The organism is Paremcibacter congregatus (genome assembly GCF_006385135.1).
GTDB lineage: Bacteria > Pseudomonadota > Alphaproteobacteria > Sphingomonadales > Emcibacteraceae > Paremcibacter > Paremcibacter congregatus.
Map to the genome: position 1 here is coordinate 2,505,545 of NZ_CP041025.1, position 25,602 is coordinate 2,531,146.

Annotated in this window: 24 protein-coding genes; 10 read left to right on the forward strand and 14 right to left on the reverse strand. The window is 51.3% G+C overall.

Annotation, left to right across the window (positions count from 1 at the left end):
- Window positions 1-14 precede the first annotated feature (14 nt).
- Complete coding sequence (locus FIV45_RS11350) at window positions 15-3,125, reverse strand: chemotaxis protein CheW (protein WP_204602125.1); 3,111 nt, start codon at window positions 3,123-3,125, stop codon at window positions 15-17.
- 157 nt (window positions 3,126-3,282) lie between these two features.
- Complete coding sequence (locus tag FIV45_RS11360; protein WP_099472127.1) at window positions 3,283-3,921, reverse strand: histidine phosphotransferase family protein; 639 nt, start codon at window positions 3,919-3,921, stop codon at window positions 3,283-3,285.
- A 146-nt stretch (window positions 3,922-4,067) separates the two neighbouring features.
- Between FIV45_RS11360 and cysQ the strand changes: the two genes are divergently transcribed.
- A complete protein-coding gene (cysQ, locus tag FIV45_RS11365) occupies window positions 4,068-4,874 on the forward strand; it encodes a 3'(2'),5'-bisphosphate nucleotidase CysQ (RefSeq protein ID WP_099472126.1) in 807 nt (268 codons plus the stop codon).
- 22 nt (window positions 4,875-4,896) lie between these two features.
- On the opposite strand, the gene FIV45_RS11370 is transcribed toward cysQ, so the two are convergent.
- Window positions 4,897-5,508: a LysE family translocator gene (locus FIV45_RS11370; RefSeq protein WP_099472125.1), complete on the reverse strand. Its 612-nt coding sequence runs from the start codon at window positions 5,506-5,508 to the stop codon at window positions 4,897-4,899.
- A gap of 129 nt (window positions 5,509-5,637) precedes the next feature.
- On the opposite strand from FIV45_RS11370, the gene FIV45_RS11375 reads away from it, so the two are divergent.
- Window positions 5,638-5,973 (forward strand): DUF3253 domain-containing protein, encoded by a 336-nt coding sequence (locus FIV45_RS11375; protein WP_165776966.1) that lies wholly within the window; start codon window positions 5,638-5,640, stop codon window positions 5,971-5,973.
- Between the two features lie 69 nt (window positions 5,974-6,042).
- Here FIV45_RS11375 and FIV45_RS11380 read toward each other — a convergent pair whose 3' ends face one another.
- The 5 genes from FIV45_RS11380 to FIV45_RS11400 form a co-directional block, all read right to left on the reverse strand.
- Complete coding sequence (locus FIV45_RS11380; protein ID WP_204602124.1) at window positions 6,043-7,557, reverse strand: TrkH family potassium uptake protein; 1,515 nt, start codon at window positions 7,555-7,557, stop codon at window positions 6,043-6,045.
- Window positions 7,554-7,868, reverse strand: coding sequence for a hypothetical protein (locus tag FIV45_RS11385; RefSeq protein WP_133118548.1), 315 nt, complete (start codon window positions 7,866-7,868; stop codon window positions 7,554-7,556). The genes FIV45_RS11380 and FIV45_RS11385 overlap by 4 nt, the downstream gene beginning before the upstream one ends.
- Window positions 7,869-8,019: 151 nt before the next feature.
- On the reverse strand, window positions 8,020-8,883 hold the full coding sequence (locus FIV45_RS11390; RefSeq protein ID WP_099472122.1) for a LysR family transcriptional regulator: 864 nt from the start codon (window positions 8,881-8,883) through the stop codon (window positions 8,020-8,022).
- A 53-nt stretch (window positions 8,884-8,936) separates the two neighbouring features.
- A complete protein-coding gene (locus FIV45_RS11395) occupies window positions 8,937-9,365 on the reverse strand; it encodes a M67 family metallopeptidase (RefSeq protein WP_099472121.1) in 429 nt (142 codons plus the stop codon).
- The gene (locus FIV45_RS11400; protein WP_099472120.1) at window positions 9,343-9,729 is read right to left on the reverse strand and encodes a hypothetical protein; all 387 of its coding nucleotides are present in this window, start codon (window positions 9,727-9,729) and stop codon (window positions 9,343-9,345) included. Before FIV45_RS11400 ends, FIV45_RS11395 begins: the two co-directional genes overlap by 23 nt.
- Here FIV45_RS11400 and FIV45_RS11405 point away from each other — a divergent pair.
- From FIV45_RS11405 to FIV45_RS11430, 6 genes are all read left to right on the forward strand, one after another.
- Window positions 9,728-10,813, forward strand: a complete 1,086-nt coding sequence (locus tag FIV45_RS11405) for an RluA family pseudouridine synthase (protein ID WP_099472119.1) — start codon at window positions 9,728-9,730, stop codon at window positions 10,811-10,813. The genes FIV45_RS11400 and FIV45_RS11405 overlap by 2 nt on opposite strands.
- Window positions 10,814-10,908: 95 nt before the next feature.
- Window positions 10,909-11,805 carry an RNA polymerase sigma factor RpoH gene (gene rpoH / locus FIV45_RS11410; RefSeq protein WP_099472315.1) on the forward strand — a complete coding sequence of 299 codons (897 nt, stop codon included), beginning with the start codon at window positions 10,909-10,911 and terminating at the stop codon, window positions 11,803-11,805.
- Between the two features lie 175 nt (window positions 11,806-11,980).
- Entirely contained in the window at window positions 11,981-12,598 is a 618-nt protein-coding gene (locus FIV45_RS11415) for a hypothetical protein (protein WP_099472118.1), read from the forward strand.
- 98 nt (window positions 12,599-12,696) lie between these two features.
- A complete protein-coding gene (locus FIV45_RS11420; protein WP_099472117.1) occupies window positions 12,697-13,077 on the forward strand; it encodes a GntR family transcriptional regulator in 381 nt (126 codons plus the stop codon).
- Between the two features lie 10 nt (window positions 13,078-13,087).
- Window positions 13,088-13,981 carry a hypothetical protein gene (locus FIV45_RS11425; protein ID WP_099472116.1) on the forward strand — a complete coding sequence of 298 codons (894 nt, stop codon included), beginning with the start codon at window positions 13,088-13,090 and terminating at the stop codon, window positions 13,979-13,981.
- 35 nt (window positions 13,982-14,016) lie between these two features.
- A complete protein-coding gene (locus tag FIV45_RS11430) occupies window positions 14,017-14,883 on the forward strand; it encodes a hypothetical protein (RefSeq protein WP_099472115.1) in 867 nt (288 codons plus the stop codon).
- A gap of 109 nt (window positions 14,884-14,992) precedes the next feature.
- On the opposite strand, the gene FIV45_RS11435 is transcribed toward FIV45_RS11430, so the two are convergent.
- The 6 genes from FIV45_RS11435 to FIV45_RS11460 form a co-directional block, all read right to left on the reverse strand.
- Window positions 14,993-15,853: a hypothetical protein gene (locus FIV45_RS11435; protein WP_099472114.1), complete on the reverse strand. Its 861-nt coding sequence runs from the start codon at window positions 15,851-15,853 to the stop codon at window positions 14,993-14,995.
- 49 nt (window positions 15,854-15,902) lie between these two features.
- Window positions 15,903-17,285 carry an aspartate aminotransferase family protein gene (locus FIV45_RS11440; protein WP_099472113.1) on the reverse strand — a complete coding sequence of 461 codons (1,383 nt, stop codon included), beginning with the start codon at window positions 17,283-17,285 and terminating at the stop codon, window positions 15,903-15,905.
- A 34-nt stretch (window positions 17,286-17,319) separates the two neighbouring features.
- Window positions 17,320-18,807: an aldehyde dehydrogenase gene (locus FIV45_RS11445; protein ID WP_099472112.1), complete on the reverse strand. Its 1,488-nt coding sequence runs from the start codon at window positions 18,805-18,807 to the stop codon at window positions 17,320-17,322.
- A gap of 127 nt (window positions 18,808-18,934) precedes the next feature.
- Complete coding sequence (locus tag FIV45_RS11450; protein WP_099472111.1) at window positions 18,935-20,305, reverse strand: glutamine synthetase family protein; 1,371 nt, start codon at window positions 20,303-20,305, stop codon at window positions 18,935-18,937.
- A gap of 197 nt (window positions 20,306-20,502) precedes the next feature.
- Window positions 20,503-22,185: an amidohydrolase gene (locus FIV45_RS11455; RefSeq protein ID WP_165776965.1), complete on the reverse strand. Its 1,683-nt coding sequence runs from the start codon at window positions 22,183-22,185 to the stop codon at window positions 20,503-20,505.
- A gap of 93 nt (window positions 22,186-22,278) precedes the next feature.
- Window positions 22,279-23,121 carry a type 1 glutamine amidotransferase gene (locus tag FIV45_RS11460; RefSeq protein ID WP_099472109.1) on the reverse strand — a complete coding sequence of 281 codons (843 nt, stop codon included), beginning with the start codon at window positions 23,119-23,121 and terminating at the stop codon, window positions 22,279-22,281.
- Between the two features lie 331 nt (window positions 23,122-23,452).
- Here FIV45_RS11460 and FIV45_RS11465 point away from each other — a divergent pair, with 331 nt between their 5' ends.
- Both FIV45_RS11465 and FIV45_RS11470 read left to right on the forward strand, forming a co-directional pair.
- Window positions 23,453-24,142, forward strand: coding sequence for a GntR family transcriptional regulator (locus tag FIV45_RS11465; protein WP_133118547.1), 690 nt, complete (start codon window positions 23,453-23,455; stop codon window positions 24,140-24,142).
- Window positions 24,143-24,293: 151 nt separating this feature from the next.
- Window positions 24,294-25,601 carry an NAD(P)/FAD-dependent oxidoreductase gene (locus tag FIV45_RS11470; RefSeq protein ID WP_099472107.1) on the forward strand — a complete coding sequence of 436 codons (1,308 nt, stop codon included), beginning with the start codon at window positions 24,294-24,296 and terminating at the stop codon, window positions 25,599-25,601.
- Window position 25,602 lies beyond the last annotated feature (1 nt).

Consider the following 25,602-nt stretch of genomic DNA (forward strand, 5'->3'; position numbering starts at 1 on the left):
TTAAATTTTAAACCTTAAGCCGCACGCTGATTTTTGCTGATCTGTTCCCCGATCGTGGTCATCAATGTTTCCCGATCCAGTTTCACGACATAATCATCGAAACCAACTTCACGGCCCCGGGCGAAGTCCCGCGGTGTACTATGGGAAGACAGTGCCACCAAAGGTGTTTTTTGCCAGATCCCGCCCTCGCGGACTTTTTCTGCAAAATTAAATCCGTCCATTTCAGGCATTTCAATATCACTGATAATCAGGTCAAAGTCCTTGCCTTTATCCCGCAATTTCAACGCATCCGCCGCCGTATCCACGGACGTGATTTTATACCCGGCCGCGGTTAACAATGGCCGAACCATATTCAGAAAGAATTTACTGTCATCAACAAGCAGGATATGCGGCAGTTTCTTTCCACCAATATGACCAGAGGTGCTCGCATTTCCCAATGTGCCAAAGGCTTTTTCAATGTAATAAGCCACATCGATGACTTCCGTCGCATTACCGTCAATCACAGCCGTTCCAACCTGGCCGTCAACAGCAGAAGACAATTCAACATCGATTTCATCCTCAAGGATATCGGAAATCTCGTCAACAGCAACGCCCATGGTTTTGTCACCATCGGCAAAAACAAGCACCGCCTGACGCCCCTCTGTCTTCAGATCATAGGTATCATTCAACTTCACCAGCGGCATCAACTGGCCACGATATTGGACCACAGGCTTGCCATCAGAAGTTTCAATGGTTTTGACATCGACTTCTTCCAGACGCGCCACCAGGGACAGCGGTACAGCATACCGCGCATTGGCGCCCGCGCTGAACAGGAGAATGGCTTCCCGGTCTTCATTACCCGCAACCGCAACGACCTCTTCCTGATCCATGCTCAGATCCGTCGTGTCTGACATGTTTTCGCTGATTTCACCGACGATCCCATTGGGATCAAGAATCATGATTACGGTACCGTCTCCAAGAATTGTATTCCCGGCAAAGGTGCTCAGATCCCTCAGGATCGGCGCAACCGGTTTCACCACGATCTCTTCCGTATCAAAGACCTGATCCACCACAATACCGAACGTGAAGCTGCCCACTTGTGTAATAATGATATAATCTTCCGAACGTGCTCCTTTATCAGCAACCTCGTCGCCATCGCTCATCCCCAGAATTTTATCCAGGTGAACCAGAGGCAACAAGCGATCGCGCAAGCGCAAGACCGGTGTGTTGTTAATATGTTCGATCCGATGATCAGAATCGTTGGACGCCCGCACCAGTTCAAGAACACTGATCTGTGGAATGGCGAATCTTTCTTCCTTGCATTTAACAATCAAGGCCGACACGATGGCCAGTGTCAGCGGAATTTTGATGCTGAAGCTGGTGCCCTTGCCCTCGACAGAGCGCAAATCAACCGTGCCCCCAATTTTCTCGATGTTGCTGCGCACCACATCCATGCCTACGCCGCGGCCAGATACTGCTGTGACTTTTTCGGCCGTCGAGAAACCAGGATGAAAGATAAAACGCTGGATCTGAGCATCGGACATGTCGTTGAGCTCATCTTCCGTCGCCAATTCATTCTTCAATGCCTTGGCTCTCAGTTTATCCACCGGCAGGCCAGCCCCGTCATCGGTGATTTCAATGATGATATGCCCACCTTCATGGAAAGCGTTCAGGCGAATGGTGCCCGTTTCCTTTTTTCCGTTTGCCAGACGGACGGACGGCACTTCAATGCCGTGATCCGCAGAGTTTCGAACCATATGGGTCAACGGATCTTTAATCAGTTCCAATACCTGCCGGTCGAGTTCAGTATCGGCCCCCAACATTTGCAGGTCTATTTTCTTGTCAAGTTCCAACTGCAGATCACGGATAATCCGCGGTAATTTGGCCCAGGCGTTCCCCACAGGTTGCATACGGGTTTTCATCACCCCTTCCTGCAATTCGGTGGTGCACTGGCTCAGGCGTTGCAATGGAATGGAAAATTCGCTGTCGTCCGTGTTGCGCAGAAGCTGCATCAACTGATTACGGGTCAACACAAGCTCACTGACCATCGTCATCAGATCTTCCAGCACCTGAACATTCACCCGAATGCTCTGGTTCGCAATGCTGGGTTCACCGGACTTGGCTGCACTTTTGTTGGTGGCCGCTTTCTCGGCTTTGTCCGCATCGGCGGTTGCCTTGACGTTTCTCGCGGCTTCAGCCAAGACCTCGACGGAAATCATATCATAAGCGACCATAACTTCATCCAGAACCAGAGGCGCCAAATCGACTTCCTCAAGCACGTTTTCCAGCAGGCCACGTACAATCTCATTCTGCGTATCTGTCATACCGTTGGAAACGAAACCTTCGAATCCTTTCAGAACCGGCCCTGTCGAAGTCGTATTTCCCGCCAGATAAGCTGACAGGAAGTTACTCATATTTTCTTTACTGTCTCGTGTATTCACCCCTTCCATCAAGGATTTCACGCCAGCATCGGCCAACAGGCGATTATGGAACAAATGGATAATGACTTTAATAGCTTCTTCGCCGCCAATACGGAAAAGTAAATCTTCTTCTACAGAAGGCATATTCACCACGTCCGAAGAAGACGCATCATCGGACACGCTTTCTTCTTCCTCGTCATCAGGTCCCGGCGCCGCCGCAAAGGCCGCTTCCAGTTCTTCGAGAGAAACCTGACCAGGCAAAATATTTTCTGAAGGTTTGATTTCCGGTAGATTTAGATCCTCAACTTCTTCAACAGCCACCACAACCGGGGCTACGTTTTCCGCTGCCTGACCTGAGGCTACCGCGTTCAACTGAGCGATAATTTCTGTGTCATCCCCGTCTGGCTCTTGCTGCGTTTCTTCGAGGCCGGCGAGAATTTCCTTGATCCGGTCCAGCGCCGCCAGGATGAGTGTAACAGATTCTGCGGTAACAATAAGTTCACCGTCCCGAAACTTCCCCAAAACGTTTTCCCCGGCATGGGCAACAGATTCAAGCCGCGGCAGGCCAAGAAACCCGCAGGTCCCTTTAATGGTATGCACCAAACGAAAGATGTTATCCAGGATGGGTTTATTTGTCGGATCCTGTTCAAGGGTAACAAGTTCTACATCAACGACATCAATACTTTCTGACGTCTCTGTAAGAAATTCGTTTAACAGATCATCCATTTTTTTAACCTTTTTTAACGCTACAAGAAGAGTTCTATTTCTATACTCTTCCCTAAGATCGTGGAAATTGGTTAAAAAGCTGTAAAACGTTTAGAATTAAATAAAAAAACTTTGGGCGGCAGCAGGAAACTTTTCTCCCGCGCCGCCGTGTGTCTTGTTATTCCTTGTCCTGATAGGATGTTTGAAAGGAAAAGCTCTGCTCATTATGCTGGGTAAATCCAATTTTGGTTCCCAAGCGGGCCGCGACGCTTGCCGCAAGAAAAGCCGGGGCTGACTTCGCTTCAATCTGCTCATCCCCCAATTCCCCCAGCAAAGCCTGACGCGTACTATCCTGTAAAATTATCTTGTCGCCCCGCACCGTAACCGTCATTTCTACACCAGGGTTATTTTCCCTGATTTCCACCAGAAGATCGCCGCCGCGGATCAAACTTTCTCCCGCCAGCAGGATCAGGTTCAACATGACTTTCAGCGCATCTTTGTTAACCAGCCCGACATCGCTATGCCATGTAAGGTTAATTTTTCCGGAATTATATAGCCCGTTGACGGCACTTTCCGCTTCCCGGATCGGCACTTTTTCTCCAAACCCACCGGCAGCGCCAAAAGATAAACGGTAAAATTTCAATCGGCTTGACGTGACTTCCGCACTTTGGCCCAGCAAAGTCATCACTTCAGCCCGCATCATCTCGTCTTCTTCGTCGCCCAAAATTTCGAGCCCGTTGGCTATCGCGCCCACAGGACTAATCAAATCGTGGCACAAACGCGAACATAACAAGGCGGAAAACTCGATATCATTCATAACTACGGGTCTTTCATTATATAGGGTGTACTTTTAGTTTCACTTCACCAGGTAAGCATGATATTTTCCCGTGCGAGCATATAATAGCAAGATGTAAAATACAATAGCCACAATGGTTAACATCCTTTACCTGATGGAAAATATACATGACAGACCAGAGCCTTACCTACCAGGAACTCGCCGACGGCCTTTATGAAACAACCCTGGAAGCGGGCCGGAAGATCATGGAAATTTATGCCCGGGAAATTAACGTTAACTATAAAGAAGACAAGTCCCCCGTCACAGAAGCCGACGAAGCCGCGGAAAAAATCATCCTGAAAACATTGGCTGCCCTGACCCCAGCCATCCCCGTTATTGCCGAGGAACAGGCCAATGCCGGCAACACCCCGGATGTCGAAGATAAATTCTGGCTGGTGGACCCCCTGGACGGCACAAAGGAATTCATAAAGAAAGGCACTGATTTCACGGTTAACATCGCGCTGATTGAAAACGGCCTCCCTACCTTTGGTATTGTCTACGCCCCGGCTCTGGGCCGTATGTTTGTCGCCAAAGACCCGCAAACTGCGGTACAGATGGATGTCATGGACGAGAAAGTAATCGGACAGGAAACACCGCTCATGGTCCGGGACGTCCCCCCGACAGGCATCGTTGCTGTCGCCAGTAAATCCCATCGCGACGCCCAGACAAATGCCTTCCTCGCCAAAAATCACATTACACATATCGTGTCTACGGGAAGTTCCCTGAAATTCTGTCTGGTCGCAGCGGGAGAAGCCGACATCTATCCGCGCTTCGGCCCAACCATGGAATGGGACACAGGCGCCGGTCATGCTGTACTCCGCGCTGCCGGAGGAGATGTCCGCAATCCCGACGGAACAGATTTTCGCTATCACAAGCCGGATTTCCGCAATGGCTTCTTCATCGCCAACGGCAAAGCCGCCTATATAAATCTATAAGATAAAATAGAGGTCAGTACGGTCAGACCAGATTTTTGCCCAGGGCCCAAATCCCGCACAATGCAACGATCAGCGCCGAAACCCGATTGATTTTCAGCAAATGGTCATCAGACAGACGCCCCTTCATGTAACCGGCGCACCGTGTGATGGTGAACCACCAAAAGCCTGAGCCTAAAAAAATGCCGACGATCAGCGCCACCGCCTGCGCCGACGTCATGTCTTTCAAGCCAAGCGCCACAAACAGAGCCACAAAACCAAGAATGGTCATCGGGTTCATGATCGTCAGGGTAAAGGCGGTAACAGCGCCCTTTATCCGATCACGCACCGTATCTTTCACATCGCTCAAGTGCGGGTGCTTGGTCCAGAGATTGATACTGACCAAAATCAGGATAATACCGCCGATGATTTCGAACCAGCCATTGATGCGGTCAACCCAACCCATGACCGACGAAAGACCGAACGCCGCCACCGCGCCAAAAATGGTATCGGCGACCGCCGCCCCCATCCCGACGGTAAAGCCATTGCGCTTGCTATAGGCAAGTGTACGACGAATGCAGATAAGATTAACCGGGCCCAGCGGCGCCGCGACCAATATCCCGATCAGTCCCCCCCATAAAATATATATCACTGGCATTCCCTATCCCGACTATTTATGACGCATTTTTTGACCCAGACTGATCACATTTCCCTTTATATATGCAGTTTGCCTGTTTTTTAAAGTTTTTATGTGGCGGACCTGTGTTTTTCATGCTAGATGCGGCTTATGAAACAAGATAACGATGAAATCGAAAAAGAAGAGGACCCTGTGATCCTCTATATTATGAACGCTGTTGAACGAGGTGCGTCTGTGCATCCGCGGGACATCGCCATAGAAATCGCCGACGACCGGGCTAAAGAAAACAGCCCGAAAGACGCTTGGCGTAAATATCTGATCGCTGTAAAGCAGCAGGCCAAGAATCTTGCCCGCCAAGGACGGATCAGCATTCTGCGCCGCGGTGTGCCAATTGATCCCAACAAGATGAAAGGGCTGGTCAAACTGTCTCTGCCCGTCGAAGGCGCACCCACCGGCCGCCGGGAAAATGATGACGAGGAAGCATAAACTTCCCCTCACTTCTTCATGCCTTGACTGACTTATCCCCATCGCCTCAATTTCATTGAGGTGGCCCCGTCATGTCTGCCAGAATTTTGGCGAGAACAGCACCAATACGGCAAATAGTTCCAACCGACCCAGCAGCATGGCAAAACTGAGTAACCATTTTGCCGTGTCCGTCAGGTCGGAAAAATTCCCCGCCGGTCCGATTATCCGGCCGACGCCCGGGCCCACATTTGACAACGCGGTTCCCGCCCCGGAAAGCGCGGTGGTAAAATCAAGCCCGGTAAAGGTCAATGCCCCCGTCAGCAGCATGACGCAAATCAGATATAAAAAGACAAACGCAAACACAGAGCCAACGGCGTTGTTATTGACTGACCTGTTATTATATTTGACCACTGTAATGGCATGTGGCCAGAACAAGCGCCTGATTTCAGAGCGCAGAGCCAGAAACATAATCTGAAAGCGGAAAATTTTAATACCGCAGGATGTAGATCCGGCACAGCCGCCAATGAACATAATAAAGAAAAACACCACAACAGACAGCATCCCCCATACCGTATAATCAGTTGAGGCATATCCGGTGCCGGTAATCACGGAGATCACATTGAAAGTTGTGTATCTCAACGCATCGGCAAAACCAAAACGGCCGCCGCCCCATAACCATAGCGTCAAAAAAGCAATAACGCCCCCGAGCGTCCAGAAAAATCCACGCACCTGGGTGTCGGCAAGCAAACTCAGAGGACGGCCTTTCAATACCTTCAGATATAAGATAAACGGCAGACTGCCCATAATCATGAAAAAGGATATGACATAGTCGATCATCGCACTGTCAAAATGCCCGACAGAAGCATCCGATGTCGAAAACCCGCCGGTGGACAAGGTGGTAAAGGCATGACACGCCGCCTCGAACGGGGTCATCCCCGCCAGCCACAGCGCCAGAGCACAAACCAGCGTCAATCCAGTATACAAAAAGGAAAGAGAGGCTGCGAGTTTTGCCGAGCGGGGAATGAAATTTTCGCTGACATCGAAAGCCTCAACCTTGAAAAGCTGCATACCGCCCACTTTCAGCATTGGCATGATCGCGACCCCCATCACAATAATACCTACACCACCGAACCATTGCAGCAGGCTGCGCCATAACAGAATGCCCGGCGGCAGACCGTCCAGCCCGGATATCACTGTTGACCCCGTGGTGGTTACCCCTGACATGGCCTCAAAAAACGCATTAGTGTAGCTTAAGTCAAGATCAGAATAAACAAAGGGCAGCGCCCCAAACAACGGAATGGCAACCCAGGTCAATACTGTAATTAAAAAACCCTGGCGTATGGAAATTTCACCATGATCGCCCCTGTTTGACAAAAAGAGAAGACCACCGATAAAGGTCACAAATGCCCCGCAAATGGCAAATATCTCCCAGTCGTCATTATGGGCCACCGCATCAATGATCGCAGGAACCATCATGCCCAGCCCCAAAATAACCAGAAACAAACCAATGATCAAAAGGATCACGGACATTTCTTGTGGCTTGGACCGGCTCTCCAGGGCTGTTCTATCCTTCCCGGTCAACCAGGAAGATGAAACGCCTGTCACAGCTCCCACCCTTTAATATACCAGGAAATCAGTAAAAACACCTCTGTCAGAAAGGTGACAATAAACAGCATCTGGATATCATGCAGGAAAACATCATAGTGATCCGCCATCCAGTTCGGCTTGAGAAAACCCGCATATTCCAGAAGACGTTCAATACCGTATCCGGATAAATATTCGCCTTCAAAGGTCACAAAAGCCAGAATAAAAAGCGCCACGGCAGCCGCAGCCATTAGAAAAGTGCCTTTTTCAATTTCCCGAACGGAAAATTTAAGACCCTCTTCTCGTAATTCTTCAATCATTGACCGTAACATGTTTACACCTGTTCCTTGATAAGGACAGGCAACCTAGCGCCAAAATTTAATTCTGTCTAACGAAAATTATTTGAAAATAAATTCGATTTTTTTGCATTCATTCTAAGGATAGGAAAAAAACTGTAACACTTTCCTTCTGCAGGGCTTTTACTCACAAGGTTTTGCCAATGGCGCGGAATCCTTCCAAAAGAGGGGTGATCAAATTATTATGCACATCCTTGCAGGAGGCAAGATAGACCGGTTGCGAGATGGTCGGGGCGTCTTCAATCGTCGACATTTCGCCAGACTCAATATATTCCGCCACCATGGACTGAGGGAAATAGCCATAGCCCCCATGCTCAAGAATATATTTAACACCATAGATCCCGACACTGAAGGAAAGCTGCGGTACGAGGCTTTCGGGAAAATAATGTCTTTTCGCTTCTCTGAATTCCTTACCCCATTCCACATCAATGTAATTCTCCCCCTTGAATGTGGTGAAATGGCCGGCGGCAGCGGCGTCTCCCGTCCTGGCCACCAACAGGAAGTTTTCCTGATATAGTTTTTCAACGAGCACCCCTGGAAGTGTCGGGGCGGACAGAATAATCGCCATATCTATAATGCCTTCTGCAAGCTTGCGGTTCAGATCTTCTGCGATGCCGAATTCTACCCGATAAGCGACATCGGGAAAAGTTGTCCGCGCCCAGGGCAACCACTTCATTATGATAGGTTCCCACAATGCCGGACGCGCCCCGATACAGACATGGTCCTGATAGCTGTCCTCTGTCGACATCTTATGCAATGCCCGTTCCCAAAGCTGAATAAAACTGAGGGCGTATTCCTGAAAATTTTCCCCAGCCTGCGTGAGACTTGCCCCAGATTTGTTGCGTACAAACAAGGACCTACCCAATTGATCTTCAAGAGATTTCACCCGGGCGCTGATGGTCGATTGCGTCACATTCAGCCGGGTAGCGGCTTCTCTGAAGTTGCCCGCATCAATAATGGCGAGAAATGTTTTGGCAAGAGTGATATCCATTCTTTCAGACCTTGTGTTTCAGGTAAAATCTTGCCTTGTCGGCGCCAGAATTCTTAAAACAATACGATCGGCACGACATCAAAGTCCGCCTGTGTTTCCGGGGCCAGAAACGCCTTGACCCCGCCTATATGACCCTTTGAAACCTGAACAATCACCCAGACCATGGCCGGATCATAATTCTGCTGCCGATCCCGGTCGGAAGGCCGCGCCAATCCCTCTGGATGACTGTGGTAATGGCCGAGAATAATATCATCCTTATCCCGCAGTTGCTTGTGGTATTTCAAAATCAACGCCGGATCAATCTCAAAAGAAACATGAGGATCCGCCGCCATATTGGGAGACGGCACCACACCGGTCACCTGACCCTCGTCCCCGCCATCCCGCAACCCGATCAGAAGCCCGCATGCTTCCCGGGGATAGTCCGCCGCCACATGGTGACAGATTTGAGTCATTAATTTATCAGAGAGAATGAGCTGCATCATTATGTTTCACCTGAATGCTGCCGATCACCTTACCAGAGTAATCCACCAGGATGATCCGTTGTGTGACCCCGTCGCGGCCAATCCGCACCCACAGCCCCGCCGCAGCAGAAGAACTTTCCAGGATTTCCTCCCCCGACTCCAAGTTAAGATCAAAGGAGAAAGGCTCCGCAGGCAGGGCGCCGCGCTCCTTTGCCGTAAGGAGGCGTTCTTTCTGCGCCGCCTCCAATTTCTCCCGTGCGGCCTTCTTTTTAGCCAGATCCATGACTTTCCAAACCACTACAGCCAGGCCCACAACAATTAAAATCCCCATAAAGATCACAATAAACTTGAGAAATCCGCTGGTTTTTGGCAGTTCTTCTGTCATGACAATAGATAATTCCATTATAAGTGATGAAACAGCGGCGGATACAACAGCCACTGACGTTACGGTAGACAGCGAGACCGAAGGTCTGCGGCTGGATAAATTCCTCTCCCAATCTGTGCCGGACATCAGCCGCTCGCGTCTGAAAAATCTGGTCACTGAAGGTGAGGTACAGCTCGCCCCGGCGGCGTCTCCCTCTACGCCCGCGACAATAAACGACCCATCATATCGGGTCAAACGCGGAGATCAGTTTTTTTTCACTTTACCCGATACAACAGAGCCCGTGCCCGTTGGTCAGGACATCCCGCTGGACGTGGTGTATGAAGACGACCAGCTGATCGTAATCAATAAAGCGGCTGGCATGGTGGTTCACCCCGCCCCCGGTAATCCGGACGGCACCCTGGTCAACGCCCTGATCTATCATTGTGGCGACAGCCTGTCGGGCATCAATGGTGTCAAGCGTCCGGGTATCGTCCACCGTATCGACAAGGACACCAGCGGCCTGATGGTGGCGGCGAAGACTGACCGCGCCCATGCCAAGCTCGCCAAACAATTCGCCAAACACAGTCTGGAACGCGCCTATCAGGCCGTCGTCTGGGGCGTTCCCAACCCGGCGGCGGCTGAAATCCACAAAAAAATTGGCCGTGATCCGCGCAATCGCCTGAAAATGTCTGTGGTGCCTTATGAAAGCAAGCGCGGGCGCGACGCCATCACCCATTATCGTGTCTTGCGCCGGCTGGAGCCTAAACGCAAAACGTTTGAACGCGGCGACGCCATCCAGAAACTGGCCCCGAGCCTGAGTCTGGTGGAATGCCGACTTGAAACCGGCCGTACGCATCAGGTCAGGGTTCATATGGCGAGTATCCGCCATCCCCTGGTCGGCGACCCCTTCTATGGCAAAGCAGGGCCAATCATGTCAAAAAACTTCTCAGATGAAGCCCAGCAAGCCCTGCTTGACTTTAAAAGACAAGCTCTTCACGCCTATGTGATCGGATTTGTACATCCCACCACTGGCGAAACCTTGACATTTGAGGCAGAATTACCAAATGACATGAAACGCCTTATTTCTGCCCTCGAAAAAAATTAGACTTGGGTTAGAAATCAGGCCGACAAGGTGAAAAAAATACGAGAGTATGTTATACTTATTCAATGAGTATGATGAAAGACAAGGTGGAGAGCATTATGGCGCAGAACATTACCCCGGCAATTACCCCTGAAGGCAGTCTGACAAGATACCTGCAGGAAATCCGCAAGTTCCCCATGCTGAAACCAGAAGAAGAATTTATGCTGGCCAAAGCATGGACCGAGCATGAAGACAGCGAAGCCGCCCATAAGCTGGTGACCTCGCATCTGCGGCTGGTGGCCAAGATCGCCATGGGCTATCGTGGCTATGGGTTGCCTGTGGGCGAACTGATCTCAGAAGGCAATGTCGGCATGATGCAGGCGGTAAAACGCTTCGACCCCGATCGCGGTTTCCGACTGGCCACCTATGCCATGTGGTGGATTCGCGCTTCCATTCAGGAATATATACTGCGCTCCTGGTCACTGGTTAAAATTGGCACCACTGCGGCTCAGAAGAAATTATTCTTCAACCTGCGTCGGGTCAAGGGCCAGATACAGGCGATTGACGATGGCGATCTTCATCCCGATCATGTCTCTGAAATTGCCACTCGACTGGATGTCAGCGAAAATGATGTAGTACAGATGAACCGCCGGATGGCCGGTGCCGATCATTCCCTGAATGCGCCAATGCGCGCCGACGCCGAAGGCGAGTGGATGGACTGGCTCGAAGACGAAAACGCCGTTGACCAGGAAACCGCCTATGCCAATGATGAAGAACTGGACAACCGCCGCGCCCTGATGGCCGATGCCATGCAGGGACTGAACGAGCGTGAGCAGCATATTCTCACCGAACGCCGCCTGAAAGACAGCCCGGCGACTCTGGAAGATCTGAGTAAAGTCTATAACATCAGCCGCGAACGGGTGCGCCAGATTGAGGTCCGCGCCTTCGAAAAGCTGCAAAAATCCATGCAGGATGCCGCCCTCGCCGACGGCACCATGACAATCGATCAAGAATAGACACAACCTGATACAAACAAATATAAAGGCGGCAGACGTTTAGATCTGCCGCCTTTACTTTATAAGCTTCCTCTCTCCTGAATATAATGGGCGGCTACAACCTTTATTGTACTTTTTCTTTTTGGTTTTATCCCATAAAGTACGTTCAATTCGCCCCGTAATCAGGAGAACCCTCATGCCCCTCGGCCTAGAAAAATTACATAAAGCTGAAACGCACCGTGAAGCTTTGATCAAATTCCTGCTGCTGCTGGGGCTGCTCATTGCCTATTTCAGCTACCTCAGTTACGAGTATGGCCTGATGACCGGGGGATTGGTGGCTCTTCTGACCTGGAGCTTTTTTGTCCTGTGCACCCCCGTGGCCGATGCCGGTTTCCTGCTGGATTTTCCCATTCGTCTGATCTTTGGCTTCCGGATGCTCTATAGCGAAATTATCGTCTGGGTCCTTGCCATAAGCGTGAATACCTACGGCCTTCTTTTCACCCAAAGTGTCTATGAAAAAACCATTTTGACCATTCTCTTGAAGAAAATCCTGATCACGCCAGTACCCTATTGGAGCATTATCCTGCTGAGCGGCACCGGCACCTTTCTCTCAATCTATTTCGGCGACGAGATGCTGGATGTCCTCCGCCATCGTGACCGCGCCAAATATCATCAACATGCCTTCAAATTGAAAATCGTTGCCGTAATCAGCCTGTTTACCCTGATTTTCCTGTCTTATTATTTTCTGCTCGATTCCCTTGATATAGACATTCAGGAAATCAAGGTTTCCCACACAATTGCCCCACTGTCCTAAGCCGGGATAGCTGAAAAAACGGGCTTTTAAAAAATCCCTTGCGCTTTGGCTAAAATAGATGTACCCCTTATTGTAATGGTACATATGGAGCACCAACGATGGAAATTACGATCGACATTGAAGATACGGTCCCGCTGTATGCCCAGCTGGTCACCCAGATCAAGCAGGCGGTGATGGACGGGGCGATTGCGCCGGGAGACCCCCTGCCCTCTATCCGGCAATTGGCCAATGACCTGGAAATGAATAACAAGACCGTCGCCAAGGCCTATCAATTGCTCGAACGAGACAGTGTCATCCAGACCAAGGGCTATCGCGGCACCTATATCCATCCGGACGCCCGGGCCAACAGCATGGTCGATGTCAATGACCTGGTGGTCGCGACCCTGGAAAAGGCCATCACAACATTACGAAATGCCGGCGCGACGGATTCAGAAATCCGCATCGCTTTCGCCAATATCCTGAACAATAAGACCGCGTAAGGAATAAGACATGACATTTGACCCCCTGATCACCACAGCCTTGTTTTACCTGATCTTTTTAAGCCAGATTTATCTTCTGTCTCTGCGTTATCCACGGATCATGCTGAGCCGGCTCACGTATGTGCTGAAAAATTTTCCCGCGAACGACTATCCGAAACTTTATCCGGCAAGTTACACGTTCGACACAGAACGGAAGGCCAGACAGGGCATGCGCCTTTTCCGCGGTATGAACATCGTCATTGCCCTGATAGGTCTGGGCCTGATCCTGACCGGCCTCATGACCGGCTACCGCCCCCAAGGCCATGGCGAGGAAGCGCTGGTTGCCGCCTTCTTTGTGCTACAGGCCGTCCCCCATGTCCTGACGGAGCTGACCACGTTTAAACATTATAAATTAATGCGCCAATGCAATAACAGTAGCCGCCGCACCGCCTCCTTAACGCGCCGCCATCTGTTTGACTTTATTTCGCCAGTTCCGGTTATTCTGGCCGTAGCCCTGATCATCATCTGGCTCGTCTATTTTCTGACCGTTGCCGGTCTCACTGTTCCTTTGAAAAGGAGCGTTTATGTTATGCTTCTGGCCGTTTCTATGGCTAATTTTGTCTTTGTCGCCATGATTGTCCAGCATCTGAGGGGCCGTAAGCTTGATCCCCATCTGGCACATAAGGATAAACTCAAGCAAACTGAACTCGTCATCAGATCCGCTGTCATCGGCAGCATCGCGCTGAGCAGCTTTCTGATCATTGATCAGGCGGTTCAGCAATATGCCCTCGATTACCTCCAGCCAGCGATCATTAGTCTCTATTTCCAAGCGATTATTATCTTCGGCCCCGGCGCCATGTTGCGCGGCTACAGGCCCGAAGAAATTGATTTCACCGTATACAAAAAGGATGCCCTAAGCCTGTAAGGCCCGGCAGCGCCACGCGCATAAAGGAACACGTTATGACCCTGACCATATTATTTTACCTGATTTTCATCAGCCAAATCTTCCTGCTGTCCTATTATTTTCCCAAAAAGATCATTGGCCGCATAAAATATGTTTACGCCAAATATCCGCCTGCGGACTATCCAAAGCTTTACCCCGGCAACGCCGCAACGAAAGCCCCAGGCCACATGACGCTTTACAGGGGCCTGAATACCGCCGCTCTTCTGGTCGGTATACTCCTCCTCATCTGGGGACTGGCAACCGGCTATCGTCCGGAAGGCCACGGCGAGGAAACCATTGTCACCCTCTACGCCGCCGTGCAATTTTCCTCCCTGATCCTGCTGTCCATTTGGGAGTTCAGGAATTTCAAGAAGATGCGTCAGCTGAACAGCAGCACGACCCGCACCGCGGACCTGCAGCCCCGCCGTCTGTTTGATTTTCTCTCGCCCGGATGGTTTATTCTGGCGGCCAGCCTTATTTTTCTGACTATAGCCTTTGATTTCGCGATCACCGACTTTGCGGAAAGCGGCATTAGCGACTTCTTCAGCAAGATTGCCGGGCCCATCTTTGTCAATATCTACTTCCTTGTCTTCGGCAGGTGGTTCATCTATGGCCGCAAGCTCAACCCTCACCAGACCGCCGAGGACCGTCGTCGGGAAATCACCATAACCGTCAAATCCATGGTTTTCACCAGCATCATGATCAGTCTGTTTTTTATCGCCGATGAGGCCGTCAAGACCTATGACATGGCCCATCTGCAGCCGATTCTATGGAGTATTTACTTTCAGCTGATCGGCGCCTTAAGTTTCGGTGTGATCCTGCATTCAGATCTGGTCAAGAATATGGATTTCAGCGTCTATAAAGGCGACGCGACCCCCACGTGAATTGTCTCCCTTGAGCGCACCTACAGCGGCACCCGCACTCAAACGCCCCCTTCCTGAACACAGGATGGGGGCGTTCTCATGATGTTACAATGGGAGAATTATACTCCCTTCAGACGGTCATTTTTTGCACCTTGGCGTCTTGTTCTTTGGTTTCCTGTTGCCATTGGAACAGGTTCATTTCAATAAACGCAAAAGCCAGAAGCCAGAGAAAAGCATCCCAGAAATCCAAAAATCCCCCCAAGAGCCCCCAATATACGGCGCAGCCCAACAGTGTGCTGTAAAAGACAGCCTTGATCAGCTTGCTGATTTTCAACACCATCCCTTCCAACAAACCCCGGGTTTGAAACCAGACATCCACTTCCAGGATCACCACAACCCCAAGCCAGGTGCCCGAATTAATAACATCTACCCAGGCAAGTCCCCGCGTCGCCGAAAGCGTATCCGCATCTACAATCAGATTAGGCGTTGTTAATTCAAAAAGCTTAAGCCCGTTAAGCTGCCGGCAGTTTTCATTCGTGAGTAAAACATAATTATCCAATCCCGCGACAAAGGCCATCTGTCCGTCAACCAGACGACACATATCCTCCACCGGAAAGGAAGTCACACCGTAAAATAGCATCATTTTGGCCCAAAAGCCGTAAAAGGCATAGACAATCAGACTGTAACAGAGTCCCCTGACAGCCAACAGACCCCATTTCAGGCTTTTCTTTTTCAGAACTTCATCTGACAAAACCCAGGTTTCCAGTTCAAACAGCAACAGTAGAATAACCCAGTTCATGGTATCAATGCTGTCTGTGAAGGCCGCGATGATGTCCGGCAAGGGAACGCCCTGCCGGAAAGTGTGTGACGAGGATGCCCAGTCCTGCTGGAAGAATAAATAAGTATTCCACATCAATAACAAGTAGATGCTATATTTGAACAGGTTATATAATCTTTCCCGAACCACCGGGTCCTGCGGCACTACACTCATGTCATACACTCCCTATTGATCCCTGATGTAAGGATTGCCTGCGGCTATCTTACATCAGGCCAAAATCCCGACCTGTCGCATCAAGGCATATTTTTGCCTTTGCCAGCAATTCGTCAATCTCGATCCGGGAAATGGTCAGAGGCGGACTGATGATCATTGATTGCCCGACCCCTCTCATGATCAGATTATTGCTGAAGCAATGATCACGACAAACCGTTCCCGCATCTTCATCACCGGAAAAAGTGGTCCGGCTGGCTTTGTCTTTCACCAACTGAATGCCTGCCATCAATCCCCGCCCGCGCACCTCTCCGACGATCGGGTGGCTGTCCACCAGATGCTGCAACCCGGCATGAAGATAAGGACCCGTATCCTCGCGCACTTTTTCCACCAGATTGTGATCGCGGATATAATGAATGTTGGCGATGGCGACGGCGCTTGCCACCGGATGCCCGCTGTAGGTATAGCCATGATTGATGTCACCCCCTCCGTTCAATACCGCGAAGAAATCGTCCTGCATGCCAATGGCGGCGATCGGCAGATAACCGGACGACAACCCCTTGGCCATGGTGATCAGGTCAGGCTTAATGCCCATGGTTTCAGAACCGAACCAGTTGCCGGTACGCCCAAACCCGCAGATCACTTCATCGGCGATCAGTAAAATATCGTATTTTTTACAGATACGCTGGATTTCCGGCCAATAGGTGGCCGGGGGGACAATCACACCGCCCGCCCCCTGGATAGGCTCCGCAATAAAGGCCGCCACGCTGTCGGCCCCAAGTTCAAGAATTTTCGTCTCCAGTTCCTGCGCCCGCATCAGACCGAACTCTTCCGGTGTCATGTCGCCGCCTTCCAGATACCAGAAAGGCTGCCCGATATGTTCGAAACCCGGCAACAGAGATCCACCCTCTCCGCCCATATTATGCATGTAGCCCATACCGCCGAGACTGGTCGCAGCCAGAGTGCTGCCATGATAGGCGTTATGGCGGCTGATAAAGGTTTTCTTTTTCGGCTGACCTTTGATATCCCAATAGTGGCGCACCAGTCGCACATTGGTGTCATTGGCCTCAGACCCCGACCCGGCAAAGAAGAAATGGTTAAACCCTTCCGGCGTGACTTCAGACAGCAACCGTGACAATTCGATCTGCGGCGGGTTACTGGTTTGAAAAAAGCTGTTATAATAAGGCAGTTGCCGCATTTGCCGGTCAGCTGCCTCGATCAGCTCCGTTCGGCCATAGCCCACATTAACACACCAAAGCCCGGCCATACCGTCGAGAATTTTATTGTCGTCGCTGTCCCAGATATAACTGCCTTCCGCCTTGGTGATTACCCGCGTGCCTTTTTCCCCCAGCGCCTTTGGGTCACTGAAAGGATGTGTATGGTGGTCACGGTCGAGTTCCTGCCACTGGGCGGTCGTGCGATTAAAATTCATCATGTTACTTCTCCAAAACTAATAGGCTGAGCAGAACTCAAAGCTGGACCCAGGTGGTCTTAAGGTCGGTATATTTTTCCATGGCGTGCAAGGATTTGTCGCGGCCAAATCCGGACTGCTTGAAACCACCGAAGGGAATGGTCATATCACCTGTCGGATCCCAGCAGTTGACCCAGACTGTACCGGCGCGCACCGCCCGCGCCATACGATGGGCCTGGGAAATATCCCGCGACCAGATCCCGGCAGCTAGACCATAAATGGTATCATTGGCAAGTTTGACGGCCTCTTCCTCGCCATCAAAACTCAAGACCGACAACACCGGCCCGAAGATTTCTTCCCGGGCAATGGTCATATCTGACGTCACACCGTCAAAGATGGTCGGATCGATGAAATAACCGTCACGTCCGGCGCTGCGACAGCCCCCCAGTTTCAATTCCGCCCCTTCGGTTTTGGCGCTGTCAATAAAGCCTAAAACCCGTTCCATATGGCCTTTTTCCACCAGCGCCCCAAGCGTCGTTGCCGGATCAAGAGGATCCCCGACAATATGACTCGTACTGGCGACCATTAGGCGTTCCATAAAGTCATCCTTGATTGCCCGGTCAACCAGCAGACGGGAGCCCGCCGTACAGACCTCGCCCTGATTGAAAAAGATTGCACTGGCCGCCGCTTCCGCTGCTTTGTCAAGGTCCGGACAGTCTTTCATCACGATATGCGGCGATTTCCCCCCACATTCCAGCGACACCCGTTTCAGGTTTGACTGACCGCTGTATTGCATGAAATATTTTCCCACTTGGGTCGACCCGGTGAAAGCGATCATATCCACGTCCATATGCAGACCCAACGCCTGCCCCGCAGTCTCGCCAAAACCTGGCAGCACATTCAGAACCCCATCGGGAATGCCCGCCTCTGTCGCCAGTTCCGCCAATTTCAGGATCGATAAAGGCGACTGTTCCGCAGGCTTCAAGACAATGCTGTTGCCCGCCGCAAGCGCCGGACCAATTTTCCAACAGGCCATCAGCAGTGGGAAGTTCCACGGCACCACCACGCCAATAACCCCGAGCGCTTCTCGGGTCACCATAGCTAATGCATCATGCGCTGTCGGGGCGATTTCATCCATCAACTTGTCTGCCGCCTCGCCGTACCAATGAATGCAACGCGCGCACCCCGGAATATCAATCGCCAGAGCGTCCGATATCGGCTTGCCCATATCCAGGCTCTCCAGCAGCGCCAGTTCCTCTTTGTGTTCCAGGATCAACGCCCCGAGCCGCATCAGGCGTTTACCCCTCTGGGCCGGGTGCATGCGCGACCATTGACCCGTTTCAAAAACCGTGCGTGCTGCCTTCACCGCAACATCCACATCTGCGGTGTCGCATTCGGCGACCGGCCCCAAACTTTGCGCCGTGGCCGGATTGATATTGTCGAATGTTTTTTCCGATAGCGCATCCACAAAACGGCCATTGATAAACGCCTGGTTGCGGATTGACAGCACTCCGGCCTTTTCGGTCCAATAGTCAACTGTTGTCATTTTTGAAACTCCATTCTTGTTTTACCGCATGCCCGGTAGCGAAAAGCACCGACCATGACGGACCTGCCGCCCTCATCGGGGGAGCATTTTAAATACCATCATCACATCTGCAGGGGATGTTTCCCGGCTAGACATTCATCAGCAAATAACGGATTTCCCAAGAGGACAAAACCCTGGCATTGGCTGAATATTCTTCTGTCTTTACATCGACATAAGTCGTCACAAATTCATCATTCAAAATTTCCCTCAGCACCTCGGACTCATCAAGCTGAGACAAGCTGGACAGGAAATGATCCGGCAGACTGTTACTGTCCAGGTCATAGGCCGGAATTGTCAAAGCTTCTGTGGCACTCAATCCTTCTTTCATGCCGAGATACCCGGCCAAAAGGGATGCGGCGATCGCCAGATATGGATTGACATCGGCGCCGGCAATACGATTTTCAATCCGCCGGGCGGCACGCCCCCCGGACGGCACCCGAAGCCCAACCGACCTATTTTCCCTGCCCCAATGCAAGTTGGCCGGAGAACTCATCCCGCTGCCAATACGAAGGTAGCTGTTGGAATAAGGCGCGAGCAACGGCATTAATGGCGGGATATATTTCTGCAATCCGCCGATATGGGACATAAACAGAGGCGTATCCTTGCCGTCCTTGTCTGCAAAGACATTCTCACCGGTTTGCACATCAACGATGCTCTGGTGAATATGCATGGCGCTGCCATACTCATCGGCATAGGGCTGCGCCATAAAACTGGCGAACATGCCGTGACGTATGGCCACCTGTTTCATCAGGCGTTTAAAATAAAAAGACTGGTCCGCAACACTCAAAGGGTCGCCGTGATAGACATTGATTTCAAACTGGGCCGGCCCCGCTTCATGGGTCAGGGTATCAATCTGAATATTCATGATGTCGCAATATTCATAAACATCGTCGAACAGATCGCTGAATTCATCCAACGCATCAATAGACAGCACCCCTTTGTCCGCGGACAACTTACCGGACCGCCCCCGCGGCGGCAACGGCGCACTTTCGACATTTTCCTGACGCGCCAGAAGAAAGAACTCGAACTCTGGCGCAACGACAGGCTTCCAGCCCCTGGCTTCATATAGGGACAATACCTTCCGCAGTACTTGACGGGGTGACGCATGCGCATCCTCTCCCGTCTCTCTGACCACATCACAGATCACACAGGCTGTCGGTTTTTTCTGCCAGGGCACCAGGCGTAAAGTATCCATATCCGGCACCAGAAACAGATCTTCTTCCAGATCGGTGATAAAATCATTACCCACAAAATCGCAGTTAATGGTCAGCGCAAACAGTGAATCCGGAATCCGGTGCCCCCCGCTTTTCAGGCCTTCGATAAACTTGCCGCGCGGGGTAAGCTTGCCACGACTGATGCCGGCAAAGTCACTGACCATAATTTCCACATCGACAATTTTATTTTGAACCAGCCATTGTTCAACTTCCGTGATTTTGGCTTCTTGAGTATCATTAATCATAAAACACCTTGGATTTTTTCCCACATCTGTGTGGGGCACATTATACGCCGCTGTTAACCTGAAACACTATGCCTGATTATTCCTGAAAAGGCCAGAATTTTGTGATCACAAATAATAAATATAAAACTTGCCTATTACCACCCTTTAACAGCACATAATTCTCTCCTATTATATATTGTGATCACAAAAATAAAATATTACTTTTGGTATACCACACGCCCGCCCATCATGGTCATTTTCACCTGAATTTTATGGATCTCGTCGTTTTGTGTGGCAAAGGGGTTGTGATCCAGAATAATCATATCCGCTTTTTTACCCACTTTCAGCGATCCGATTTCATCTTCCATATGAAGTTGATAGGCCGCATCTGCGGTATACCCCCGGATCAAGCTCTCCATATCAAGACGCTCCTCCACTGACGGCTGAACCGGCGCGTCTGGTTGACCTGCCTGCTGGCGGGTAAGACCAACCTCCATATTGAACAGTGGCGACATACCGAGTGTTCCGGCACCGGAAGCTGGAAAATCACTCCCAAAAGTCAGGCGAACGCCGGCTTTCTTCAGGCTGTTGTAGCGGAAATAGCGACTGAATTGATCCGCATTAACGAACTTTCTGCCTTCTGTATCATAACTGGTCCACAATGGCGTGCTCTGGGCGATCACATCCAGTTCCGCGAAACGCTTGACAGCAGCATCCGTCATCACCTGAATATGGCAAATGGTATAGCGACTTGTACTGTCGCTGTGGGCTGTGCGCGCCGCTTCGATGGCGTTCAGGACTTCATGGATTGCCCGCTCCCCCAAAGCATGAATATGCACATCGATCTGACGTCCTGCCGCGTCAATCACCATGCTGTCCAACTGTGCCTGGGTAAAAACGGTTGCGCCTTTATTACCCGGTTCCCCCTGATAATCGACGAACATGCCGGCGGTGCGACCTTCGATCGTGCCGTCATCCATAATTTTAAGAATGCGGATATGGTATCTATCGGACTTGGTTGTCGCCGCAAGATTTTCCACCAAGTCCAGAGCGCCATCCATTTGGTCCGGTGCCGCAACCATATGGGACCCCACCAGACGTACGGTAAATTCTCCTGCTGCATCCAGACGCTGAAGCACCCCAAGCGCCATGGTAGCCACATCCAGGGCCCCGGCATCAAAGACCGCCGTAATACCATAGCCATTCATGATGTCGAACACCAGATCGGTGCCATCAGCGATGGCCGCTTCATTAAATACATTCAGATGTTCCATGGCAAGGCTCGCCGTGCCTTCCAGAAACCAGCCCGTAGGATTGCCGTCTGAATCACGCTTGTAATAGTTAAACCCGGGGGTGGGGTCCGCCGTATCTCTGGTAATTCCCAGACTTTCAAGCGCCTTTGAATTTCCCCAACCGCTGTGAAACCCTTCATCCATGATAAAGACAGGGCGGTCTGAAACCACTGTATCCAGCATTTCACTTGTCGGGCCCGCCTCACCGAAAGCCGATGCCAGAAAGCCATAACCAAAAATCAGCGGCAGATCCGGGTTGCCCCCCGCATACTCCCCGATCCCCTTGATCCACTCTTCTGGTCCGGCGAAAGTGTCAAGCGACAGCGCCCTTGCATACGCCCCGCCCATAATCGGGTGGGCATGGGTATCAATAAAGCCCGGCATCATAAACCCTTGTTTCAGGTCATGAGTTTCTGTCCTGGGGCCGGCATATTTCGCCGCTTCGACCGAAGACCCCACGAAGACAATTTCATCCCCTTTGATTGCCACGGCCTCGGCCCAGGGCTGCTCAGCCTCCACGGTATATACCGTACCATTAGTATAGATATGATCAGCCTGGGGAAGGTCGGCAGCCTGAACTGCCCCAAACCCCAATACCGTCAAAGCCATGAATGCGGCACCTCTGCGGCGCGCCGTTGTAAGATTGCATCCCGTAACCATTCAGTCCTCCCTTATTTTTTTATGTTTGGTAAAGCGGCCTGTTCAGGCAGCTTCAGTTGCCACAAAATCAAGCCAGTTTCGAATTTCCTGCAAGCGGCAACATGGTTCCAGAACATCCGGGCCCATATCGTGACGCTGCTGAATATCAACAGCCGTAATGTCTTCCTGCGCCGCACGATAATCAGCGGCCAGCCGGTCGACCGCCGGAAGATCGGGACAGAAGCCCTCTTCCACCATCAACGGCTTATATTTTTCAAACAAGGACGCCATATAACCGAGATCAAATTCCGGATGATACTGCACCCCCCAAAAAACAGCTTTGCCCCGACGGATTTCCAGTGCCTGGACCCGGCTGATGTCATTGCCGGACAGGATCGTCGCTCCTTCGGGCAGACGCACCGTATGGTCCAAATGGATCGCCACCGCATCAAAAGGCAGTTCTTTATTCTTGTACAGCGGGTGTTGTCGCCCCGGCACCGTCGGCCGGATATCGCGGGCAATACCGATTTCCCGCCCCTTGACATTTTGCGCCACCTCGCCCCCCGCAGCGACCACAGCCACCTGAAGTCCCCAACAACTGCCGAATATCTTCACCTTATGCCTGAAGCAGCTTTTCATGAAATCGATTTGACGCGTAATCGCCGGCTCTGTCTTATAAATATTCAACGAAGACCCCGTCCAGACAATACCATCATAAGACTCGAGCCCCGCCCCTTCAGGGAGTAGAGCATCTTCATCAGCGGCCATCACAATATCACACTGCATGGCGGGCCGCAGAAACAACAGGTTTCGCTTATACAACTCGCCCTGGGTCATCGCCCCGCCGGCCACAGTCAATTCCCGCGCCTGTCGCGTATTGCCTTCTACAATCAAGATCTTCAACATGCTTTTTTACTCTGAATGAAGCCGATATTTTAATTTGTGATCACAAATTGTGTCACCATAAATGATTTATTTCAAGAAGTTTTATACTCACGGTGCAAAATTCACTCTGATTTTACGATCCCTCGCTGAAAAAAAGACCTGCATTGTCTCTTGGCCTGACCTGAATTTTCGACCAAAATCATAGGCCAGATCCTCGGTACGGCCTCATTCCCGGCCAAAAAAAATCCTTGACAGGCTTGTAGTTATCAGGCCATTGACATAGGGGGAGTGTCGTCACTAGGGTTCCATTCACGCATGCTCCGGAATATTTCAGTTAAGGAAGGCAATATTTTTGTCACAGGACGCCACCATGCCGGTTAAAGACAGTACAGATCGCAAGATTACTTATGAAACGGTCTACCAAAGCCTGTATGACTCCATCATTACAGGTCGTTTTGAGCCTGGAAAAACGCTGACAATCCGCGGTCTTGCTGAAGAACTGGACGTCAGCCCCATGCCGGTGCGCGAATCCATCCGCCGGCTTGTCGCCCTTGGGGCACTGGAAATGCAGACCACCCGGCGGGTCGCTGTCGCCGAAATGACCGAGAACCGCTATCGCGAAATCGTCACGGCGCGTATTCTGCTGGAGCCGGAAATCTCGGCCCAGGCCATCGCCCACAGCACCCCGGCCCTGATCCGCAAACTGGAAACCATTGATGACGAGATCGAGGCTGCCCTGGATCGCGGTGATGCCGACGCCTATAGCCTCAAGAACTGGGAATTCCACTTCACCCTCTACCGGGCGGCACACTGCCCGATCATGTTGCGCCTGATTGAAAGTATCTGGCTGCAATTCGGGCCGTTCATGCGCATTATTGTCGGCCGCCTCGGCACGTCATATATGGTGGATCAGCATATCAATGCCATCACCGCCCTGAAGAACAAAGACGAAGACGCCCTGCGGGAAGCCATTCGCCAGGACATCTATGACGGCATGGATCGCATCGGTAAAAAGTTGCTGGGCCATACTGCGACACAATAGGCCTTTTCCGGCCGATCATTCCTGAACAAAATTTCTTCTGCCCCATACCCCGCGTTCCGGTTCGTAAAAGTTTACCCTTGACAAATGCACTTTGTGATCACAAAATAAAATAATGTGATCACAAATAAATGTTCTGTCGAGGAGTGTATGAATGATCGACAATCACGGCCCGCAGCCGTCAGATTTTGACCAACATCCAAAATCTTACTATGTTGATACAGCCAATAGGCAATCAACCTATCCCCGAATTGACGGGGATCAAACCTGTGATATTTGTGTTGTTGGCGGCGGCTTTACCGGCCTGTCCTCCGCGCTGCATCTCAAAGAACTTGGCTATGATGTGATCCTGCTCGAAGCCCGCAAAATCGGCTGGGGCGCCTCTGGACGCAACGGCGGTCAGCTGGGATCCGGCCAACGGGTCGGTCAGGATACTCTGGAAAAATTAACCGGCAAGGACGGCGCCCGCCTGTTGTGGGATTTAGGGGAGGATTCGAAACAACTCGTCAAAGACCTGATCGCAAAACATAATATATCCTGTGATTTGAAACCCGGCGTTCTGCATACCGCCCACAAAAAACATTATCAGGATGACTATCGTCAGGAAGCAGAAAAACTTCAAACCCACTATGATTATGATCAGATCCGCTTTGTCGATGCAGACGAGATGGCCGATATGCTGGGCATGCGCAGCTATCACGGCGGCACACTCGATATGGGGGCGGCTCATTTACATCCCTTAAATCTGGCCCTGGGCCTGGGGGATGCCTGTGCCAAAGCCGGGGTGAGGCTGCATGAATATAGCCCCGTCTCCTCGTATGAGGAAAAAGATCGGATTACGCTACATACCCCGACCGGTCGGGTCGTGGCGGATCAAATCGTCCTGGGCTGCAATGGGTATCTTGGTAATCTCGAACCCCGCCTTGCTGGCAAGATCATGCCGATCAACAATTTTATTGTCGCAACAGAACCCCTGAGTGAAGAACGGGCCCGGCAGATCAACCGTGATGATGTCGCCGTGGCGGATTCCAAATTCGTCATCAACTATTTCCGCATGTCCGCAGATCATCGACTGTTGTTTGGCGGCGGAGAGAATTACACCCCTGGTTTCCCCAAGGATATCGCCGGTTTTGTCCGCAAATACATGCTTGAAATTTACCCTAGCCTGGATGATGTCGCGATCGACTATGCCTGGGGCGGCGCTCTGGCCATCACCATGAACCGCCTGCCCCATATCGGCAAACTGGGCCAAAATATTTATTACGGTCAGGGGTTCTCCGGCCACGGTGTCGGCATGGCGACCCTTGCCGGCAAAATTATGGCGGAGGCCATCCACGGGCAACAAGACAATTTTGATGTCTTCGCCAATCTACCGACCTACCCCTTTCCCGGAGGCCGCCATCTCAGGTGGCCCATGATGGTATTGGGCATGATGTATTACGCAATTAGAGACAGGATTTAAA

Bases quoted from the DNA above. Each gene is read 5' to 3' on its own strand.
- FIV45_RS11460 (WP_099472109.1), bottom strand. From the start codon at position 23,121: ATGTTGAAGATCTTGATTGTAGAAGGCAATACGCGACAGGCGCGGGAA.
- FIV45_RS11470 (WP_099472107.1), top strand. From the start codon at position 24,294: ATGATCGACAATCACGGCCCGCAGCCGTCAGATTTTGACCAACATCCA.
- FIV45_RS11420 (WP_099472117.1), top strand. From the start codon at position 12,697: ATGGAAATTACGATCGACATTGAAGATACGGTCCCGCTGTATGCCCAG.
- FIV45_RS11430 (WP_099472115.1), top strand. From the start codon at position 14,017: ATGACCCTGACCATATTATTTTACCTGATTTTCATCAGCCAAATCTTC.
- FIV45_RS11425 (WP_099472116.1), top strand. From the start codon at position 13,088: ATGACATTTGACCCCCTGATCACCACAGCCTTGTTTTACCTGATCTTT.
- cysQ (WP_099472126.1), top strand. From the start codon at position 4,068: ATGACAGACCAGAGCCTTACCTACCAGGAACTCGCCGACGGCCTTTAT.
- FIV45_RS11350 (WP_204602125.1), bottom strand. From the start codon at position 3,125: ATGGATGATCTGTTAAACGAATTTCTTACAGAGACGTCAGAAAGTATT.
- FIV45_RS11405 (WP_099472119.1), top strand. From the start codon at position 9,728: ATGACAATAGATAATTCCATTATAAGTGATGAAACAGCGGCGGATACA.
- FIV45_RS11385 (WP_133118548.1), bottom strand. From the start codon at position 7,868: ATGTTACGGTCAATGATTGAAGAATTACGAGAAGAGGGTCTTAAATTT.
- FIV45_RS11440 (WP_099472113.1), bottom strand. From the start codon at position 17,285: ATGATGAATTTTAATCGCACGACCGCCCAGTGGCAGGAACTCGACCGT.
- FIV45_RS11395 (WP_099472121.1), bottom strand. From the start codon at position 9,365: ATGATGCAGCTCATTCTCTCTGATAAATTAATGACTCAAATCTGTCAC.
- FIV45_RS11400 (WP_099472120.1), bottom strand. From the start codon at position 9,729: ATGACAGAAGAACTGCCAAAAACCAGCGGATTTCTCAAGTTTATTGTG.
- FIV45_RS11415 (WP_099472118.1), top strand. From the start codon at position 11,981: ATGCCCCTCGGCCTAGAAAAATTACATAAAGCTGAAACGCACCGTGAA.
- FIV45_RS11370 (WP_099472125.1), bottom strand. From the start codon at position 5,508: ATGCCAGTGATATATATTTTATGGGGGGGACTGATCGGGATATTGGTC.
- FIV45_RS11435 (WP_099472114.1), bottom strand. From the start codon at position 15,853: ATGAGTGTAGTGCCGCAGGACCCGGTGGTTCGGGAAAGATTATATAAC.
- FIV45_RS11375 (WP_165776966.1), top strand. From the start codon at position 5,638: ATGAAACAAGATAACGATGAAATCGAAAAAGAAGAGGACCCTGTGATC.
- FIV45_RS11360 (WP_099472127.1), bottom strand. From the start codon at position 3,921: ATGAATGATATCGAGTTTTCCGCCTTGTTATGTTCGCGTTTGTGCCAC.
- FIV45_RS11390 (WP_099472122.1), bottom strand. From the start codon at position 8,883: ATGGATATCACTCTTGCCAAAACATTTCTCGCCATTATTGATGCGGGC.
- FIV45_RS11450 (WP_099472111.1), bottom strand. From the start codon at position 20,305: ATGATTAATGATACTCAAGAAGCCAAAATCACGGAAGTTGAACAATGG.
- FIV45_RS11455 (WP_165776965.1), bottom strand. From the start codon at position 22,185: ATGGCTTTGACGGTATTGGGGTTTGGGGCAGTTCAGGCTGCCGACCTT.
- rpoH (WP_099472315.1), top strand. From the start codon at position 10,909: ATGGCGCAGAACATTACCCCGGCAATTACCCCTGAAGGCAGTCTGACA.
- FIV45_RS11445 (WP_099472112.1), bottom strand. From the start codon at position 18,807: ATGACAACAGTTGACTATTGGACCGAAAAGGCCGGAGTGCTGTCAATC.